The organism is Flavobacterium sp. (assembly GCF_044361015.1).
Classification (GTDB): Bacteria; Bacteroidota; Bacteroidia; order Flavobacteriales; family Flavobacteriaceae; genus Flavobacterium.
Genome location: NZ_JBIKJL010000020.1, coordinates 25,838 through 41,906, shown reverse-complemented (window position 1 = coordinate 41,906; position 16,069 = coordinate 25,838). Strand labels below are relative to the sequence as shown.

The window sequence follows — 16,069 nt, the reverse complement described above, 5'->3', positions numbered from 1 at the left end:
ATAAAATCATGCATTTCCTGAGCTTGATCCGGTGAAGCGGTTTCTCCCGTTCCAATGGCCCAAACAGGTTCATACGCTAAAATAATATTTTTCCAGGCAGAAGCTTCTAAGTGAAATAATCCGTCTTTTAATTGGTTTTCCACTACATTAAAATGTTGTCCCGATTGCCGGTCTTTTAATTCTTCGCCAAAACAGAAAATAATTTCCATTTCGTGTTTTAAAGCAGTATCAACTTTGTTAGCAAGCAACGCATCAGTTTCGTGAAAATAAGCTCTTCTTTCTGAATGTCCTAAAATTACAATGTTTATTCCGACACTTTTTAGCATTGAAGCGGAGATTTCTCCCGTAAAAGCTCCGCCTTCTGCTTGGTGCATATTTTGTGCTGCCACTTCAATATTGGTAAATTCCAAGTGATCGGCTGCGGCTGATAAATTCACGAATGTTGGAGCAACTATGACTCTTTGCTCTAAATCAGTTGGAATTTTTTCTATTAATTCATTTAATAAGTCTTCAGTTTCTTCCGCCGTTTTATACATTTTCCAGTTACCGGCAACTATTTTTTGTCTCATTTTGTTAGGTTATTTAAAGTGGTAATCAGTTGTTCTTCGTCGGCTTCAATGGCACGGTACAAAGCGATTTTACCTGTTTTGTCCACGACAATGTATCTTGGAATCCAATCGATATCAACTGTTTTCACGAAACCGCCACCTTTCCAGTTGGAAACAATTAAGTAATGTTCGCCTCGAATATTGTATTTAGTGATACCTTTTTCCCAAGCTTCAGGTGTTTTGTCGTAGGATAGAAATAGATAGACGACATCAGTATATTTTTCTTGTAAGGCTTGCACTTTAGGCATTCCTTTGATGCAATCGGGACACCACGAAGCCCAAATATCAATAACAATGGTTTTTCCTTCGTATTTTTTTAGTATTTCCTGAAAAGTGATTTTGCTTCCGTCAAGAGTTTGCATACTTTCATTTAATGCATCTTCGGAAAATTCTTTTTTCTGAGCATTCGTGCAGGAAATTATTCCAAGGACAAGACAAATACTTGCAATTATTTTTTTCATAATAGTTTATTTTTTGTTTCACAAATTTACAATAACTGGCGGAATGAATTCCTAAAAAACTCCTAATTATAATCGCAATCGTTTTAGCTCAATCGGATTTTCGGATCTAAATACGCATAAACTAAATCCACCAAAATATTAATGATGATAAAGGTGGTGGCAATCACAATGACAGAACCCATGATTACTGGTAAATCTAAATTATTCAATGCTTCTACAATTTCTTTACCTAAGCCGTTCCAACCAAAAATATACTCTACAAAAACGGCTCCGGCTAACATAGAAGCAAACCATCCTGAAATGGCTGTCACGACAGGGTTCAAGGAGTTTTTTAAGGCATGATTTTTAATGATTTGGAAAGAGTTTAAACCTTTGGCTTTTGCCGTTCGAATATAATCTTGTCCGAATGTTTCCAACAATGAATTCCGCATTAATTGAATGACAACGCCTAAAGGACGAATTCCTAATACAATAGCCGGTAGAATACTATTTTTCCATTGAATGTAGCTTCCTTCCCCAAAATCGTCAACTTCATATAAACTTCCGGTCATGTTGAGTCCGGTATAGCTATGCCAAACAAATCCAAATAACCAAGCGAATAAAATGGCACTGAAAAAGGAAGGAATACTCATGCCTAAACTACTGACTAGAGCAATCATTCTGTCTAAAAGTGTGTCTTTGTACAAAGCAGAAACAATACCTAGAAAAACACCTACCACTATGGCAATAATAATGGCTAATAGAGCTAGAATAAACGTATTTGGCAATGTGTTTCCTATAACATCGCTAACTTTTTTACCGCTTTTTTGAAAACTTTCTCTTAAATAAGGTGTTTTCAAAACGATGTTAGTATTTCCAATAGTAATTAAATTGAATCCGTTGTATTTCCCTTCGGTTAAAAAAGTGTACGAATCTGATTTTGTACTATGAAAAGACAAAGGAGACAAATCATTTAAATAATAAAGATATTGATTAGAAATAGGTTTGTCGAAACCATATTTTTTCTTAACCAACGCGAGTTGCTCTGAATTTTCATTTTGATCAAGCATCATCCGGGCAGGGTCTCCAGGCAGGATCGTGAATAAAATAAAAATAACGGTGATTACTCCAAACAGGGTGAGCAATGCGTAGCCAATTTTATGGAGTAAATAACGAATCAATTTTTAGGGGTGTCTTTTTTTAAATTTTTTATTCTGGCAATTATTCCGCCTATTGAGATGAATAAGATAAGAATACCTAAAATGATTGTGACATATTTTGGCAGAAAATCACTTTTTTGATGAATAAATAATAGGTTTACACCAATAATAATCATGAAAATTGAAGCGATGCTATTGCCAATGGTAAAGGTGTTTTTCATCTTAATTCAACATAACTTTGTCAATATCATTGAAATGTTTTTTCTGAACAATCGTTCCTTTGTTTAAAACAACGATGCTTGGATTAGCTCTTTCAATGGTTTTTAAGGTGGTAGCATCACAAAAATAATAGTCAAACGTTAATTTATGCTTATCTTTTACAGACTTGATTAATGTTTCGTCTGAAGCGGTCATTCCAATTACTTTATATCTTTTTTTAAGAGCAGCTTGATGAAATTCTTCCAGTTTAGCTAAGCCATCATCATCCGCTTTTCCTAAATCATACGAAATCAGCATAATTAATTTAGGTTCTTTGAGCATGTCTTCCGTATAATCACTACCGTCTAATTCAATCGTGAAATCATGAATAGGAGGAACGTAACCTTGTTTGATTAATTTGTCTTTTCGATCGACAAATTCTGCTGTTTCAGGAACTTTGTTGGCCATCACATCAGCTTGAGAAAACTCAGTTTCAACGCCATTCACTTTGTAAATAAAAAGCATTTCATATTCTGACATGGTTGCTCCGGCGGGAATTTCCATTCCTTTTTGGATGTTATTTCCAACAGCAAAAGCCCGAAAATCTATAACCGGTAAATGCATCAGCACGTAATAAGCTAAAAACAAGCAAGCGGTATACGACATAAAAACGGTTGCATTTTGACCTAATTTTCCAAAAATCGGTTGAATGTATTTAAGATTAATTTTTAAAAATACAATTAATACCAATAAGACGATATCCTTTGTAAACGATTCCCATGGCGTAAGTTTAAGGGCATCACCAAAACAACCACAATCGGTTACTTTATTATAATAGGCTGAATAAAAGGTTAGAAAAGTGAAAAACACAATCATTAAAAAAAGGCTCCAAACTGTAAATTTAGGTTTGAATCCAATTAAAAGCATTACCCCTAAGACTATTTCAAAAATGACCACGACCACAGCAATTAATAAAGCAAGCGGAACCAAAAAAGGGATGTTTAAAACTCCTTCAGAAAAATATTCTTCAAGTTTAAATGAAAAACCTACCGGATCATTCAGTTTTATTAATCCTGAAATAATAAATAATAATCCAACAAGAAAACGGACAATGTGAGTGAGTACTTTCATGGTTTTATTTTTTGTGAAATCCTAAGTGAATTAAGGCAAAAACAGCATAATTAATCATGTCTTGATAATTAGCATCAATTCCTTCTGAAACTAACGTTTTACCTTTGTTATCTTCGATTTGTTTTACACGTAGCAATTTTTGCAAAATTAAATCGGTGAGGGAGCTCACACGCATTTCACGCCAAGCTTCTCCATAGTCATGGTTTTTGTTTTCCATGAGTGATTTTGTTTCTGCAATTTTCTCGTCATACAAACGAGTTGCCTCTTCTAAATTTAAATCAGGTTGATCCACGACCCCTTTTTCTAATTGAATTAAGGCCATAATAGAATAATTGATAATACCAATAAATTCACCGGTTTCATCTTCATCTACTTTACGAATTTCATTTTCCTGTAGACTGCGAATGCGTTGAGCTTTGATGAAAATTTGGTCAGTTAGGGAGGGCAAACGAAGAATTCTCCAGGCACTGCCATAGTCTTTCATTTTATTGCAATATAATTGTCGGCAAACAGCGATGACATTATCATATTGTTGTGAGGTACTATCCATTATTGAATTATATTTGTAAAGATTTTCAAAAATACAATTTTCAAAAGAAGTAGATGCTACTTTTTAATGCCTTTTTTCAAACGATATGTTAATAAACTGCCAAGGCAAACTGATTGATTTAGCCACACCCAAAGTGATGGGGATTTTAAATGTAACACCAAATTCATTTTATGACGGAGGAAAATATAAAAATGAATCTGAAATAGTAAAACAAGTAGAAACAATGTTGGTTGATGGAGCTGATTTTATTGACGTCGGAGCTTATTCCAGTAAACCCAATGCCGAATTTGTCTCCGAAGAAGAAGAAATAGCCCGTTTAATTCCGGTTTTAAAATTGGTTTTAAAAGAATTTCCAACAACTTTATTATCCGTTGATACCTTTAGAATTGAAGTGGCTAACGTTGCTGTCAAATCTGGTGCCAGTATCATTAACGATATTTCGGCTGGAGGTTTGGATGATAAAATGATGGAAACGATAGGAAAACTTCAAGTTCCATACATTATGATGCACATGAAGGGAACACCACAAACGATGACTCAACTAACACAATATGATGATATTGTAAAAGATATGTTATTTTATTTTTCTGAAAAAGTGGCTTTGGCAAGAAGTTTTGGCATAAATGATTTAATTATTGATCCCGGATTTGGTTTTGCTAAAACTGTTGAACAAAATTTTGAGATTATGCAGAAATTGGAACTATTTAAAGTGCTGGAATTGCCTATTTTAGCCGGTGTTTCCAGAAAGTCAATGATTTATAAACCGTTGGATTTAACTCCGGAAAAAGCGTTGAACGGAACAACAGCACTCAATATGATTGCCCTAACCAAAGGAGCTTCTATTTTGCGGGTTCATGATGTGAAAGAAGCTGTGGAATGTGTAAAATTATTTTCCTTAATGAGTTTATAATATGAAGAAAGTTATAGTACTATTCGTTTTACTCTCTTTTGTTTCCTGTCAAAAAGAAGTGCAATTAGTTCAGGCAGTCAGCACTATCGATACGATGGTTGTAGACCATTCTCCGGTTTATATTTTTTTTGAAAAAAAAGGGAAAGATACTGTTGCTGAAGTCAATCGTAAAAATACTATCGGAACGACGAATTGGATTTTTAATATTGACAAACGCCTACCTTTAAAGATAGTTATTCCTGAAATTAGTAAGTTGCAACAAAAGAGAGAAGGACCTCAAATGCATAAAAATGAGGATGCTAAAAATTATTATTCCTATATGGATAGCGTTCAGAAATCATTGGCCTTCATGTCTTTTACGGAAATAAAGTACACGTACAATTCCTATTTTTCATCAATTTATGTAAAAGATAATCCGGATTATCATATTCATTTTCAAACTTTCACGGTAAATTTTAAACCTAATAATAAAGTATCTGTTGATGGAAATGAAGTGGAGATGAAAGAATTGCTTGCTTTTTTAAAAGAATACGCTTCTTTTTCGAGTGAAGATAAACGCGTGTTGCTTTACTTAAATTTTGATGAACGATTAACTTTTGATCAGTACTTATCCAAAGTAATTGAATTGAAAATTTTAGAAAATGAATTGGTTTCTATTTCACCAACACATTTTATTTATGACAAAAAGAAATTACCGGATTGTGATTGTGCTTTGTAAATTGTAAAGAGTAATCATTCTTCTACAATTAAAATTATTTGACATCGTTATTGATGATGATAAGGCTCATTCTTCAAAATAGTAAAACCACGATATACCTGTTCAATAAAAAACAACCTCACCATTTGGTGTGAAAAAGTCATTTCAGACAATGAAATCTTTTGTTGAGCTTTCTGATAAACGGTTTCTGAAAATCCATAAGGACCACCAATGACGTAGACCAATGTTTTGATACCGGTATTCATTTTCTTTTGTAATTCATTGGCAAACCCAATACTAGTATATGATTTTCCGTTTTCATCCAATAGAATTAAAAAATCAGTAGGGGAGAGTTTGGCTAAAATCAGTTCACCTTCTTTTTCTTTTTGTTGTTCTTCTGAAAGATTTTTTACGTTTTTAATATCGGGAATTATATCCAATTCGAATTTGATATAAAAAGACAATCGCTTTTGATATTCTTCAATCAGTGCTTGAAGGTTTTTATGGTCAGTTTTGCCAATGGCAATGAGTTTGATATTCATTTGACTATATTTTTTCAAAAGTATAAAGTTATTTTTTTATTTTAGTTAAAAATATAAAAACAATGAATTGCAAAAACTGCCAAAATAGTATAGAAACAGCTAGTAAATTCTGTTCTAATTGTGGGGCTCAAGTTGTGACAAAAAAAATAACAATTAAAAATATACTTTATGATTTTTCTGAACGCTATTTGAGTTTTGATAATAAGTTTTTGGCAACATTTAAAACACTTTTTACCCATCCAGAATGGGTTATCAATGGTTATTTAAATGGACTTAGGGTTCGTTATGTAAATCCTATTACCTATTTGATAATTGCTATAACATTAAGTGGTTTCAATATTTTTTTGATGAAAAGAGGCTATTTAGGAGAGATTGATTATGGAGCTTTTTCAGGAAATCAAAAATCTCCTTTTGACATGAAAGAATTTATGAATTCTTTTTATGATTACAATAGTGTCCTAATTTTTTTTAGTATTCCTTATTTGGCATTATTGTCTAAAATAGTTTTTTATAATTTTAAGCAGTTTAATTATGCAGAACATAATTTAATTTATTTTTATACCTACTCTCAATCTTCCATCTTTGTTTTATTATTTATACCTTTTCTGATTATTTTTAATTTAGATTTTTACAGTTATTCAATTTTTACAATTGTTTTCATGTTAGTTTATCATGCTTATGCTTTGAAAAGGGTTTTTAGTCTATCTGGAAAGCAATTACTTTTAAAAACGTTTATTTTTATTCCCGTCGGAGTTATTTTCTATATAATTTTGAGTATTATTTTAATAATAATTTATTTTGTTTATCTCATTTCTACCGGAAAATTTAATCCGCAGGATTTTGCTCAATAATGAATTATTAAGTTTATTTTTGCATCGCAGACCGCCTTATCGTTTTATGTTGAACTTGTTTCAACACCTATGTTTAGGTTCTGAATCAAGTTCAGAATAAAGAGGAAAGTCCGGACACCAAAGAGTAGCATAACGGGTAACACCCGTCCGTTCGCTTCGGCGAATGAGGACTAGTGCAACAGAAAGTATGTACAGTTCGGCTGTAGTGAAACCAGGTAAACTCTATGCGGTGAAATGCCATGTATATCAACGTTCCGTCACGGCGGATAAGGGCTACTCGTCCGAGGTTGAAGGGTAGGCAGCTAGATTCAATGGGTAACTATTGAGCAAGATAAATGATAAGGGTTCGCTTTGGCGAATACAGAATCCGGCTTACAGGTCTGCTTTTTTTATAAAATTTAAGAGAAATTACTTTTCACAACCTCCGCTTTTCTTGAGTTGTTTCATGCCTTTCTTCAGGCATTTTTTCATAATGTTTTGTGCTGATTTTCCAAAGAGCACATCTTCACTATTGTTTTCAACAATTAATTGTCCCGTAGTCGTGTGAGAATAAACTAACTGTTCAGTTGATACTTCATAGACTTTAAATGTTATAGAGGCAGCTGTTTTTTCAGCATTTTTCATCGGTTTGATGTTTATGTTCCCAATTTCATTAGCACCAATGGAGCCGGTTATTTGAATGACATAATCAATTGTTTTAGTGGCTTTTAGGAGAGATAAACTTTCTTTTAAATTTTTAGAATTCAGGATTGGAACGTTGTAAATTGCTTTTCTTTTCCCGTAGCTTAGGTAAAGGGAATCTTGCAAGCAATTTTGTAATTCCTTTTCTGAATATTCTGAAAAATCAGTAAATGGTTTGCCGTCGATAGTGACGTAATTTACAAACCATTTGCCCTCTGCAAATGAAATATTGTGGAGACTTGTTTCGGACACTGATTGATAACCGGGAAAGTAACAAGAATTGAAAATAAGTAATGCACTTACTGCAAAAAAGATACGGAGTTTATTCTTCACTATCGTCGGTTTCATTGAGTGAATCATCTGCAGCATCTTCATATTCAAAAAAAGAAAATACAGAACCACCGTAATTTTTTTGAAATGAAAAGTGATCTAAATGGTCCAATTTGGTGTGTTTGGAATGTTCGATAACCAACATTCCATCAGTAGCTAAAAGCTCTTTTTCAAAAACAAGTGTATTGATTTTTTCGAAGTCGGCTTGTTCTAAATTATAAGGAGGATCGCTAAAAATGATATCAAATTCGCCTTTCGCTCGTTCTAAATACTGAAACACATCACTTTTAATCGCTGAAATGTCAAATTCAAATTCGGTTGCTGTTTTTTTGATAAAGGAAACACAGCCATAATCAGCATCTACAGCAATGATGGGTTCGCATCCTCTGGAGGCAAATTCATAACTGATATTTCCGGTTCCGGCAAATAAATCCAACACCTTTAATTCTGCAAAATTAAAATGATTGTTTAAAATGTTAAACAAGGCTTCTTTACTCATATCGGTTGTAGGTCTAACAGGAAGGTTTTTGGGAGGCGATAACCTGCGGCCTTTGTATTTTCCGGATATGATTCTCACGTGTTTAAAAGGATAAAATGGGTACGGTTTTCCTGAGTGGAAAAGGAGTTTGTTTTTTGCAGTTCAGAAACATCCAACAAAGAAGTATTTCTTACATATTGATATGCTTTTTGGTACAAGGCATCATTTTCTGAACATTCACCCAAAATAAATAATTTCATGGATTCCGGGTTCAAATGCAGTTGTTCTGCGGTAAATAATAAATAGTACAGAAAATCTTCTGCGATTTGGTATTCAAAGGAATTATATAACAAAAGCTTCTGATTTTGAATAACAATAATTTCAAAATGACTAGACGCCACATGAACAAACATATTCTGTCCCTCATCATTTTTAGATAAATCCAATAATTTAGACACTAAAATACTTGAAAAATGCTGGTATTCAAATGAGCCAAACTGATCAATCAAATAATTATTTATGTTAACATAGGGCACGTATACATTCACCATTTCGTGTTTTCCCATTTCATCAACAGCAAAATAATCGGTTTCAAAAACTTTAGTATTGTATTGCAGGTAACTTCCTTTGTATTCTTCATCAAAAAGTGGTTTTGGCACAAAAGTGCTCAAATTGTTTTCGTGAAGAACTACAATTTCATCGTATGATTTTGTTAAATCTGAAAAATCTAACATTGATTTCCACAAACTGTTTTCAATGGTAAAAATTTTAGGAAAATTTGAAAAGTCAATTTTTTCGAAGGAAATCAATTGACCGGATAAAGTGTCACGGCAACAAAAAGAAAGCCCATTCAGTGAGACCTGAATGGACAACTTTTTATAACTTTTTTGAATGACGCTATTATTCGTTATTTCCATATTTTTTAGGCCAGTTTCCTGACATACTTACTTCTTCTAATGAACCTAATAAAATGTATTCACCATTGATTCCATCAACAGAAACTACTTTCTTTTCTTTAGCTACTAAACTAGGATCTTGGTCTGATAATAAAGATGCTTTATTTAATTTTGCTTCAAAAACAGGTATTTTTAAATCATCACGTTCGATATACCCTGCTTTTAAAGTAATTTTAGTTTCAATATCACCTACTTTTACAGTATTAAGGTTTTTATATCTATCAGAACCTTTAAATAAAGAATCTTTGATACTTACTTTACCAAGTTGGTTAATGACAACAATATCTTTGAAATATCCTCCTGTTCCATTTGCATCTACAGATAAACCATATGCTCTGTTTTTTTCAACATCAATTACTGAGGTATCTTTTCTTTCTACAATAGTAAAATTTTCGTTTTCAATAAAAGTAATCAGAGAATCTAAATTGTCAGTATATTTTCCTTTCACTGTTTTATAAGCCAATTGGGCAGCTTTGATGTCAAGCATTTTATTCACAGCAGTTTGAAAACGTTTTTCTTTTAATTTGTCAAATTCAATAGGTGCTTGAATTGATTGATAAATTAAGTAACTAAATAATATGGTAACAATCCACAATACAATTGAAAGAATTGGTTTCAATGTTTTGTTTGTAGATTTGTTAATCAATTTAGCCAAGAAATAGATCGCTAAAGCAATTATGACGAAAATAACTAATAGTAAAATCATTTTATTTTATTTAATTTCAGTTTAAGGCAAATCTACAATTTTTTTTTTTTCTCAAAAGCATTTCCCATAAAATTCATCAGTATATTTGAATTTTTATTGCTTGTAATAAATCCACAAATGAATTCACCTCTGTTTTACAGTATTTTACAAAAATCATTCCCTTTTAATCCTACTTTAAAACAGACTATTTTTTTTAAAAAAATTGCTGATTTTGTTACAAATTCAACGAATGAAGAACTTTTTGTATTAAAAGGATATGCCGGAACGGGTAAAACAACCTTAATTTCAACATTAGTAGCCAACTTAATTACGGTCAATAAAAAATATGTCCTTTTAGCTCCTACGGGTCGTGCAGCAAAAGTTATTGCTAATTATTCCGGAAAACCAGCCTTTACAATTCATAAAAAAATATATTTTCCTAAAAAAAACAGTTCTGGGGGTGTTTTCTTCACGCGTCAAGTCAATAAACATAAAAATACCATTTTTATTGTTGATGAAAGTTCCATGATTTCAGATGTTAATACTGACTCGAAATCGGCCGAGAGTAATTCCTTATTAGATGATTTAATGAATTATGTGTATTCCGGAGAAAACTGTAAAATGATACTCTTAGGTGATACAGCCCAGCTTCCACCAATAAATTTAGAAGTTAGTCCAGCTTTGAATATCGAAACGTTATTGGCTTATTATAACAAAAACGTTGTTCATGTTGAATTAGACGAAGTGATGCGACAGGAAGAAAATTCGGGGATATTATACAATGCAACAGTATTGAGGGAAGTTTTAAAAGAACATTTTATAGAATCTTTTCGTTTTGAAGTTAAAGGTTATAAAGATATAGTTCGTTTAACAGATGGTTATGATATTCAAGATGCCATTAATACATCTTACAGCAAAGAAGGGATGGAGGAAACCGCTTTCATTGTGCGAACAAATAAAAGAGCAAATCAATACAATCAACAAATTAGAAATGCAATTTTATTTCGCGAAAGCGATTTATCTGCCGGTGATTATATGATGGTGGTGAAGAATAATTACTTTTGGCTGAAAGAGACAGACGAAGCCGGATTTATTGCCAATGGTGATATTGTGGAAGTATTGGAAATTTATAAAATTCAAGAATTATACGGATTTAAATTTGCCAAAGTAAAAATTAGAATGGTCGATTATCCCAATCAAAAACCATTTGAAACAATTTTGTTGTTGGATACCATTACAAGTGAATCACCTTCATTGACGTATGAAGAAGCTAATCGACTCTATCAAGAAGTATTGAAAGATTATGAAAATGAAGGCGCTTCATATAAAAAAGCACAAAAAGTAAAGGAAAATGAATACTTTAATGCATTACAAGTTAAGTTTTCCTATGCCATCACGTGTCACAAATCACAAGGAGGGCAATGGAATACTGTTTTTGTAGAGCAACCTTATTTACCGAATGGTGTGGACAGGGATTATATTCGTTGGTTATATACTGCAGTTACGCGAGCCAAAGAAAAATTATACCTAATTGGATTTAAAGTCGAAAATTTTGAATAATTTTGATAAATGATATCCATTGAAACCTTAATCAGTATTTGTCTTGGAGTAGGATTAGCAGCATCTGCTGGTTTTCGGGTTTTTGTACCTCTTTTTATACTGAGTTTGGCTTCTCACTTGCAATGGATTACTGTAGATGATTCTTGGAGTTGGATCGGACAAACCACTGCATTAATTGCATTTGGAATTGCTATGATTTTTGAAATTTTAGCCTATTATATTCCTTTTATTGATTCTGTTTTAGATACAATTGCCATTCCATTAGCTGCCATTGCAGGAACTGCTGTAATGGCCTCCACGTTGGTTGATTTGAGTCCTTTATTTACTTGGGGTTTGGCCATTATTGCAGGTGGAGGAACTGCTACAGTGATTAATTCAGCTACTGCAGCCACACGATTAACTTCAACCGCAACAACTGGAGGTATTGGCAACCCAATCGTTTCCACCGTTGAAACAGGAACAGCCGCAGTCATGTCTTTTGTATCTGTTTTTATACCAATTATAGGGTTTGTTTTGGTACTATTTATTTTCTTTGTAGGAATTAAATTATTCAAAAAAATTACATCTTAAAAAATCTTAAAACCTTAGTAACTCAGCCACTTTTTAATATGAAAATCATCGCCGTTATACCAGCTCGTTATGCTTCTACCCGTTTTCCTGCCAAATTAATTCAAGATTTAGGAGGTAAAACAGTCATCACTCGAACCTATGAAGCGGCTGTGAATACTAATTTGTTTGATGATGTTTTTGTGGTTACGGATTCAGAATTAATTTATAATGAAATTATTTCTGTGGGTGGAAAAGCAATTAGAAGTAATAAGAAGCATGAAAGTGGGAGCGACAGAATTGCTGAAGCAGTTGAGAATTTAGATGTTGATATTGTGGTTAATGTACAAGGTGATGAGCCATTTATCAGCAAAGAACCTTTGGCTGCTGTTTTAGAGGTTTTTAGAAATGATGCAAAACAAGAAATTGATTTAGCCTCCTTAATGAGTGAAATCATGGACTGGGAAGTGATTGAAAATCCAAATAATGTAAAAGTAATCGTGGATCAAAATGATTTAGCCCTTTATTTTTCAAGGGCAGTAATTCCTTATCCGAGAGAAAAAAATGTAGGTGTTCGCTATTTTCAACACATTGGAATTTATGCTTTTCGAAAGGAAGCGTTATTGGATTTTTACAAATTACCTATGAAGTCTTTGGAGGCTTCGGAAAAATTAGAACAACTTCGCTATTTAGAATACGGCAAAAAAATCAAAATGGTAGAAACAACATATGTTGGAATTGGAATTGATACCCCGGAAGATTTAGAAAAAGCCCGAAAAATGATTTAATCGTTATATAAATTGTAATACGCTTCTACATTGTCTAAAAATACACCGTTGAATCCGGCATAAATTATTTTTTGAGTGTAGGATTCTTCATTTCCATAGATTAGTTTTTGCCAATTAGCATCTCAAAACTTAACATAAATCTCGTTATCATAACCTTTGTATTTCTTATATAACCATTTTGGATTGCCAAATTTACAATCGGGTTTCCAATAATTTTGCCAATTTTCCGCTGCACCAATATTCATTTAGCAAATTACTAATCGTTTTCCTCCGTTTTTTTCTTTTTAAGCAATTCTAATTAGGCTTTGGTGCAAGGAAAGCTGTAATAGTATAAATCGATTAATACAAGGTCAATATTGGTATTTGCAACCGCTTCAATGAATTGTTTTTTTGTATCAAAATCATCCACATTTATTAAATATAAAAAATTTTGAACATCGCTCAGTTTAGTTATAATGTTAGCGTTTTCAAGGTTTATATTTTCCGGAATTAAAGGTTAATGGTAATTTTCTGCTGTTCTGATAAAGGGTAAAAATTGACAGTTTGATTGAGTTGAATCACTTTGTAAATATTGTTCTTGTTTTTTACAAATTCAGAAACAATTATTTTTTTGTCCTTCGGAAGTTTTTTAAGATTCTCAATTCGATAGTTGTTTGCCTTCCCTTTTTCATCATAAAAAAAGCTCTTCAATGGCAATTCCCTTGATAGCTTTCAAATAACTTGCTGAAAGGTTTTTATCGGGATTTGAATTTTCAAAAGCTAATTCAGATCCGTTTTGAAGAATAATGATAAAATCATTTTCTTGTTTTCGGGCATAATTAGAAATACCGATAACAAATTCCTGCATTTTCTTAACTGCTTTCACTGTGTTTTTATCTTTATCTTCACTATTAAATCCTATTGATAACCAAAATAGAAAGTAAAATCAAAAGGGTTATATAATATCGTTTTATAACATTTTTTCAATTTTCATAAATAAGTTTTTTTATTGACTCATTTTCAGAAAGGCAATAAACATATCAAAAGAAAGGAGTTAATTAATTTTCTCAACAATAACTAACTCATTATGCTCTTCCACGCGGGGTAATCTAGTTACTTTGAGTTGTAAAGATTCAAAAAAACGAATATAATTATCATTTCTTACTTCATCAATGTTTTTTAAAATCATGGTATTAAAAAGTATGAAACCACTAGGATTTAAAATTTCTCTCAACCTATTTTGAAAAAAAGCTTCAAATAAAAAACTAGGCATTATAGTATCTTGGAAAATATCGATTATAATTAAGTCAAAATTTAATTTTGTTTTTAATACAAACTCAAACGCTTCGTGGTGAATGAGGTTGAGGTTTTTGATTTTGTTAAGTTTAAAATGATAATTGGCAATTTCAATTACTTTTTCATCTAATTCAATTCCTGTTATTTTTCCTTTAAAACCAATTTCATCATTTAGCGTTTTTATTACACTTCCGCCTGCTACTCCAAGAACCAAAATGTGATTCATGGATTTGATATTGTCAAAACCAATAAATTTAAGCCCTTTTCTTAAAATTCTTTGTAAACTTCCATAGGAGTAATTTGTATTTTTGCTATCTAACACAATTTCTCCATTCACTAAGGTCACTTCTAAAGTCTTGCTGATTTCAGAAGTGGTTTTATAAAGATTGATAGGGTAAAAGTAGCTTATGATTTTTTTTAGCATGGAATAAATTTCAGTAAAAATAAGAGAAATATCGTATTTTTACTAAAATATTTTACAATGAAGAAAGCACTTTATAAATTTATTTTTTTTAAATTGATAGGTTGGAAAATATCCGGAACTTTGGAACCATCACTCAAAAAATGTGTCATGATTGTAGTGCCACATACGAGTTGGCATGATTTTTATCTTGGTATTTTTACTAGAGGTATTGTTGGTTTAGAAATGAATTTTGTTGGAAAAAAAGAATTGTTTCGATTTCCATTCGGATTTTATTTTCGATGGATGGGTGGAGCACCATTAGACAGAACCGGTGGATTGAATAGGGTGGAAGCTATTGCAAAAGTATTCAGTGAACGTGAAACCTTTAGATTAGCCATCGCTCCTGAAGGAACTAGAAAAAAAGTAATAGAATGGAAAACAGGATTTTATTACATTGCACTTCAAGCAAAAGTTCCAATAGTTCCAATAGCTTTTGACTATGGTAAAAAAGAAGTAAAAATAGGAAAACCCTTCTTTCCAACCGGGAATATTCTTTCCGATATACCTGAATTAGAAAAGGACTTTAAAGGAGTTCTGGGTAAGTTTCCCGGTCAAAGTTATGGTGTGTAAATAGTTATTCTTCTGAATAATTATAACTTTTAACGGTTCCGTTAGTATAAAAAATCATTACTTTTTCTATGGAAGTAGTTGATTTTGTGTTATTTTTTTGTTTTTCTTGATTAATCACGAATGGATTAACTTCTTTTAATTCTTCATTTTTTTGAGTATTTACTATTTCCGAGGTAGTATCGACTTTCGTTTCTGACCTAGGGAAATCGCCTTGATTCATTAAAAACCAATACAAATCCACTTCAGGAAAGCATTCTGTTATTTTGATAACAAATTCTAAACTCGGTTTGTTTCTGCCGGAGAGTAGGTGAGATAAACTTGAACGCTGTACGCCAATTTTGTCTGCAAAAGATGAGGCATTTAATTGGTAATAATCAAAAATCATTTCTAGTTTTTTTACAATTTCCTGCGTGTTTAACATAGTGAATGTGGTTGGTAAAATAGATTGTTACAAATGTAATCATTTAGTTTTAAAAAGTAATTGTTACAATTGTAATTTTACTCACAATAATTAACTTATACGGAATTTAAACTTTAATTAAAATATAATAAAATATTGGAAATCAAAATTTTAAAAAATGATTGTATTTCCGAGTAACATTTATCAATATAGTAGTACTATTGGATGTGATAAGTTGTTTACAAAGTTA

Annotated in this window: 21 protein-coding genes and 1 other RNA gene; 8 read left to right on the top strand and 14 right to left on the bottom strand. The window is 31.9% G+C overall.

Annotated elements, in window-relative coordinates; translation table 11 throughout:
• From tpiA to ACIQ2Z_RS06955, 6 genes are all read right to left on the bottom strand, one after another.
• A partial coding sequence (gene tpiA / locus ACIQ2Z_RS06980) for a triose-phosphate isomerase (RefSeq protein WP_396183428.1) occupies nucleotides 1-569 on the bottom strand: 569 nt, incomplete at its 3' end.
• Entirely contained in the window at nucleotides 566-1,069 is a 504-nt protein-coding gene (locus ACIQ2Z_RS06975) for a TlpA family protein disulfide reductase (protein WP_396183427.1), read from the bottom strand. The genes tpiA and ACIQ2Z_RS06975, both read right to left, overlap by 4 nt.
• Before the next feature lie 83 nt (nucleotides 1,070-1,152).
• Entirely contained in the window at nucleotides 1,153-2,229 is a 1,077-nt protein-coding gene (locus tag ACIQ2Z_RS06970; RefSeq protein ID WP_396183426.1) for an ABC transporter permease, read from the bottom strand.
• Entirely contained in the window at nucleotides 2,226-2,429 is a 204-nt protein-coding gene (locus tag ACIQ2Z_RS06965) for a hypothetical protein (RefSeq protein ID WP_396183425.1), read from the bottom strand. The genes ACIQ2Z_RS06970 and ACIQ2Z_RS06965 overlap by 4 nt, the downstream gene beginning before the upstream one ends.
• A gap of 1 nt (nucleotide 2,430) precedes the next feature.
• Nucleotides 2,431-3,537 carry a BT_3928 family protein gene (locus tag ACIQ2Z_RS06960; protein ID WP_396183424.1) on the bottom strand — a complete coding sequence of 369 codons (1,107 nt, stop codon included), beginning with the start codon at nucleotides 3,535-3,537 and terminating at the stop codon, nucleotides 2,431-2,433.
• 4 nt (nucleotides 3,538-3,541) lie between these two features.
• Nucleotides 3,542-4,087 carry a DUF1599 domain-containing protein gene (locus ACIQ2Z_RS06955; protein ID WP_396183423.1) on the bottom strand — a complete coding sequence of 182 codons (546 nt, stop codon included), beginning with the start codon at nucleotides 4,085-4,087 and terminating at the stop codon, nucleotides 3,542-3,544.
• Between the two features lie 85 nt (nucleotides 4,088-4,172).
• On the opposite strand from ACIQ2Z_RS06955, the gene folP reads away from it, so the two are divergent.
• Together folP and ACIQ2Z_RS06945 are read left to right on the top strand one after the other, a co-directional pair.
• A complete protein-coding gene (gene folP, locus ACIQ2Z_RS06950; protein WP_396183422.1) occupies nucleotides 4,173-4,997 on the top strand; it encodes a dihydropteroate synthase in 825 nt (274 codons plus the stop codon).
• A 1-nt stretch (nucleotide 4,998) separates the two neighbouring features.
• Nucleotides 4,999-5,715: a hypothetical protein gene (locus ACIQ2Z_RS06945; RefSeq protein WP_396183421.1), complete on the top strand. Its 717-nt coding sequence runs from the start codon at nucleotides 4,999-5,001 to the stop codon at nucleotides 5,713-5,715.
• 47 nt (nucleotides 5,716-5,762) lie between these two features.
• On the opposite strand, the gene rlmH is transcribed toward ACIQ2Z_RS06945, so the two are convergent.
• Complete coding sequence (rlmH, locus tag ACIQ2Z_RS06940; protein ID WP_396183420.1) at nucleotides 5,763-6,236, bottom strand: 23S rRNA (pseudouridine(1915)-N(3))-methyltransferase RlmH; 474 nt, start codon at nucleotides 6,234-6,236, stop codon at nucleotides 5,763-5,765.
• A gap of 62 nt (nucleotides 6,237-6,298) precedes the next feature.
• Here rlmH and ACIQ2Z_RS06935 point away from each other — a divergent pair, with 62 nt between their 5' ends.
• Nucleotides 6,299-7,087, top strand: a complete 789-nt coding sequence (locus tag ACIQ2Z_RS06935) for a DUF3667 domain-containing protein (protein WP_396183419.1) — start codon at nucleotides 6,299-6,301, stop codon at nucleotides 7,085-7,087.
• A gap of 23 nt (nucleotides 7,088-7,110) precedes the next feature.
• Nucleotides 7,111-7,478, top strand: an RNA gene (gene rnpB / locus ACIQ2Z_RS06930) — RNase P RNA component class A.
• Nucleotides 7,479-7,495: 17 nt separating this feature from the next.
• On the opposite strand, the gene ACIQ2Z_RS06925 is transcribed toward rnpB, so the two are convergent.
• Genes ACIQ2Z_RS06925 through ACIQ2Z_RS06910 form a run of 4 tightly spaced genes read right to left on the bottom strand, consistent with a single transcriptional unit; the run spans nucleotide 7,496 to nucleotide 10,238 of the window.
• Nucleotides 7,496-8,101, bottom strand: a complete 606-nt coding sequence (locus tag ACIQ2Z_RS06925; protein WP_396183418.1) for a hypothetical protein — start codon at nucleotides 8,099-8,101, stop codon at nucleotides 7,496-7,498.
• Nucleotides 8,091-8,675, bottom strand: coding sequence for an RsmD family RNA methyltransferase (locus ACIQ2Z_RS06920; protein ID WP_396183417.1), 585 nt, complete (start codon nucleotides 8,673-8,675; stop codon nucleotides 8,091-8,093). The genes ACIQ2Z_RS06925 and ACIQ2Z_RS06920 overlap by 11 nt, the downstream gene beginning before the upstream one ends.
• Nucleotides 8,672-9,493: a DUF3822 family protein gene (locus ACIQ2Z_RS06915; RefSeq protein WP_396183416.1), complete on the bottom strand. Its 822-nt coding sequence runs from the start codon at nucleotides 9,491-9,493 to the stop codon at nucleotides 8,672-8,674. Before ACIQ2Z_RS06915 ends, ACIQ2Z_RS06920 begins: the two co-directional genes overlap by 4 nt.
• Nucleotides 9,477-10,238: a hypothetical protein gene (locus tag ACIQ2Z_RS06910; protein WP_396183415.1), complete on the bottom strand. Its 762-nt coding sequence runs from the start codon at nucleotides 10,236-10,238 to the stop codon at nucleotides 9,477-9,479. Before ACIQ2Z_RS06910 ends, ACIQ2Z_RS06915 begins: the two co-directional genes overlap by 17 nt.
• Before the next feature lie 117 nt (nucleotides 10,239-10,355).
• On the opposite strand from ACIQ2Z_RS06910, the gene ACIQ2Z_RS06905 reads away from it, so the two are divergent.
• The 3 genes from ACIQ2Z_RS06905 to kdsB are packed head-to-tail and all read left to right on the top strand — an operon-like array spanning nucleotide 10,356 to nucleotide 13,111.
• Nucleotides 10,356-11,777 carry an ATP-dependent RecD-like DNA helicase gene (locus ACIQ2Z_RS06905; RefSeq protein ID WP_396183414.1) on the top strand — a complete coding sequence of 474 codons (1,422 nt, stop codon included), beginning with the start codon at nucleotides 10,356-10,358 and terminating at the stop codon, nucleotides 11,775-11,777.
• Between the two features lie 9 nt (nucleotides 11,778-11,786).
• A complete protein-coding gene (locus ACIQ2Z_RS06900) occupies nucleotides 11,787-12,347 on the top strand; it encodes a DUF4126 domain-containing protein (protein ID WP_396183413.1) in 561 nt (186 codons plus the stop codon).
• A gap of 38 nt (nucleotides 12,348-12,385) precedes the next feature.
• Nucleotides 12,386-13,111, top strand: coding sequence for a 3-deoxy-manno-octulosonate cytidylyltransferase (kdsB, locus tag ACIQ2Z_RS06895; RefSeq protein ID WP_396183412.1), 726 nt, complete (start codon nucleotides 12,386-12,388; stop codon nucleotides 13,109-13,111).
• Nucleotides 13,112-13,781: 670 nt separating this feature from the next.
• On the opposite strand, the gene ACIQ2Z_RS06890 is transcribed toward kdsB, so the two are convergent.
• Both ACIQ2Z_RS06890 and ACIQ2Z_RS06885 read right to left on the bottom strand, forming a co-directional pair.
• Nucleotides 13,782-13,976: a hypothetical protein gene (locus tag ACIQ2Z_RS06890; protein ID WP_396183411.1), complete on the bottom strand. Its 195-nt coding sequence runs from the start codon at nucleotides 13,974-13,976 to the stop codon at nucleotides 13,782-13,784.
• 168 nt (nucleotides 13,977-14,144) lie between these two features.
• The gene (locus ACIQ2Z_RS06885; protein ID WP_396183410.1) at nucleotides 14,145-14,810 is read right to left on the bottom strand and encodes a spermidine synthase; all 666 of its coding nucleotides are present in this window, start codon (nucleotides 14,808-14,810) and stop codon (nucleotides 14,145-14,147) included.
• Nucleotides 14,811-14,867: 57 nt separating this feature from the next.
• Between ACIQ2Z_RS06885 and ACIQ2Z_RS06880 the strand changes: the two genes are divergently transcribed.
• Nucleotides 14,868-15,419 (top strand): 1-acyl-sn-glycerol-3-phosphate acyltransferase, encoded by a 552-nt coding sequence (locus ACIQ2Z_RS06880; protein ID WP_396183409.1) that lies wholly within the window; start codon nucleotides 14,868-14,870, stop codon nucleotides 15,417-15,419.
• 4 nt (nucleotides 15,420-15,423) lie between these two features.
• Here ACIQ2Z_RS06880 and ACIQ2Z_RS06875 read toward each other — a convergent pair whose 3' ends face one another.
• A complete protein-coding gene (locus ACIQ2Z_RS06875) occupies nucleotides 15,424-15,840 on the bottom strand; it encodes a helix-turn-helix domain-containing protein (RefSeq protein ID WP_396183408.1) in 417 nt (138 codons plus the stop codon).
• Nucleotides 15,841-16,069: the final 229 nt, after the last annotated feature.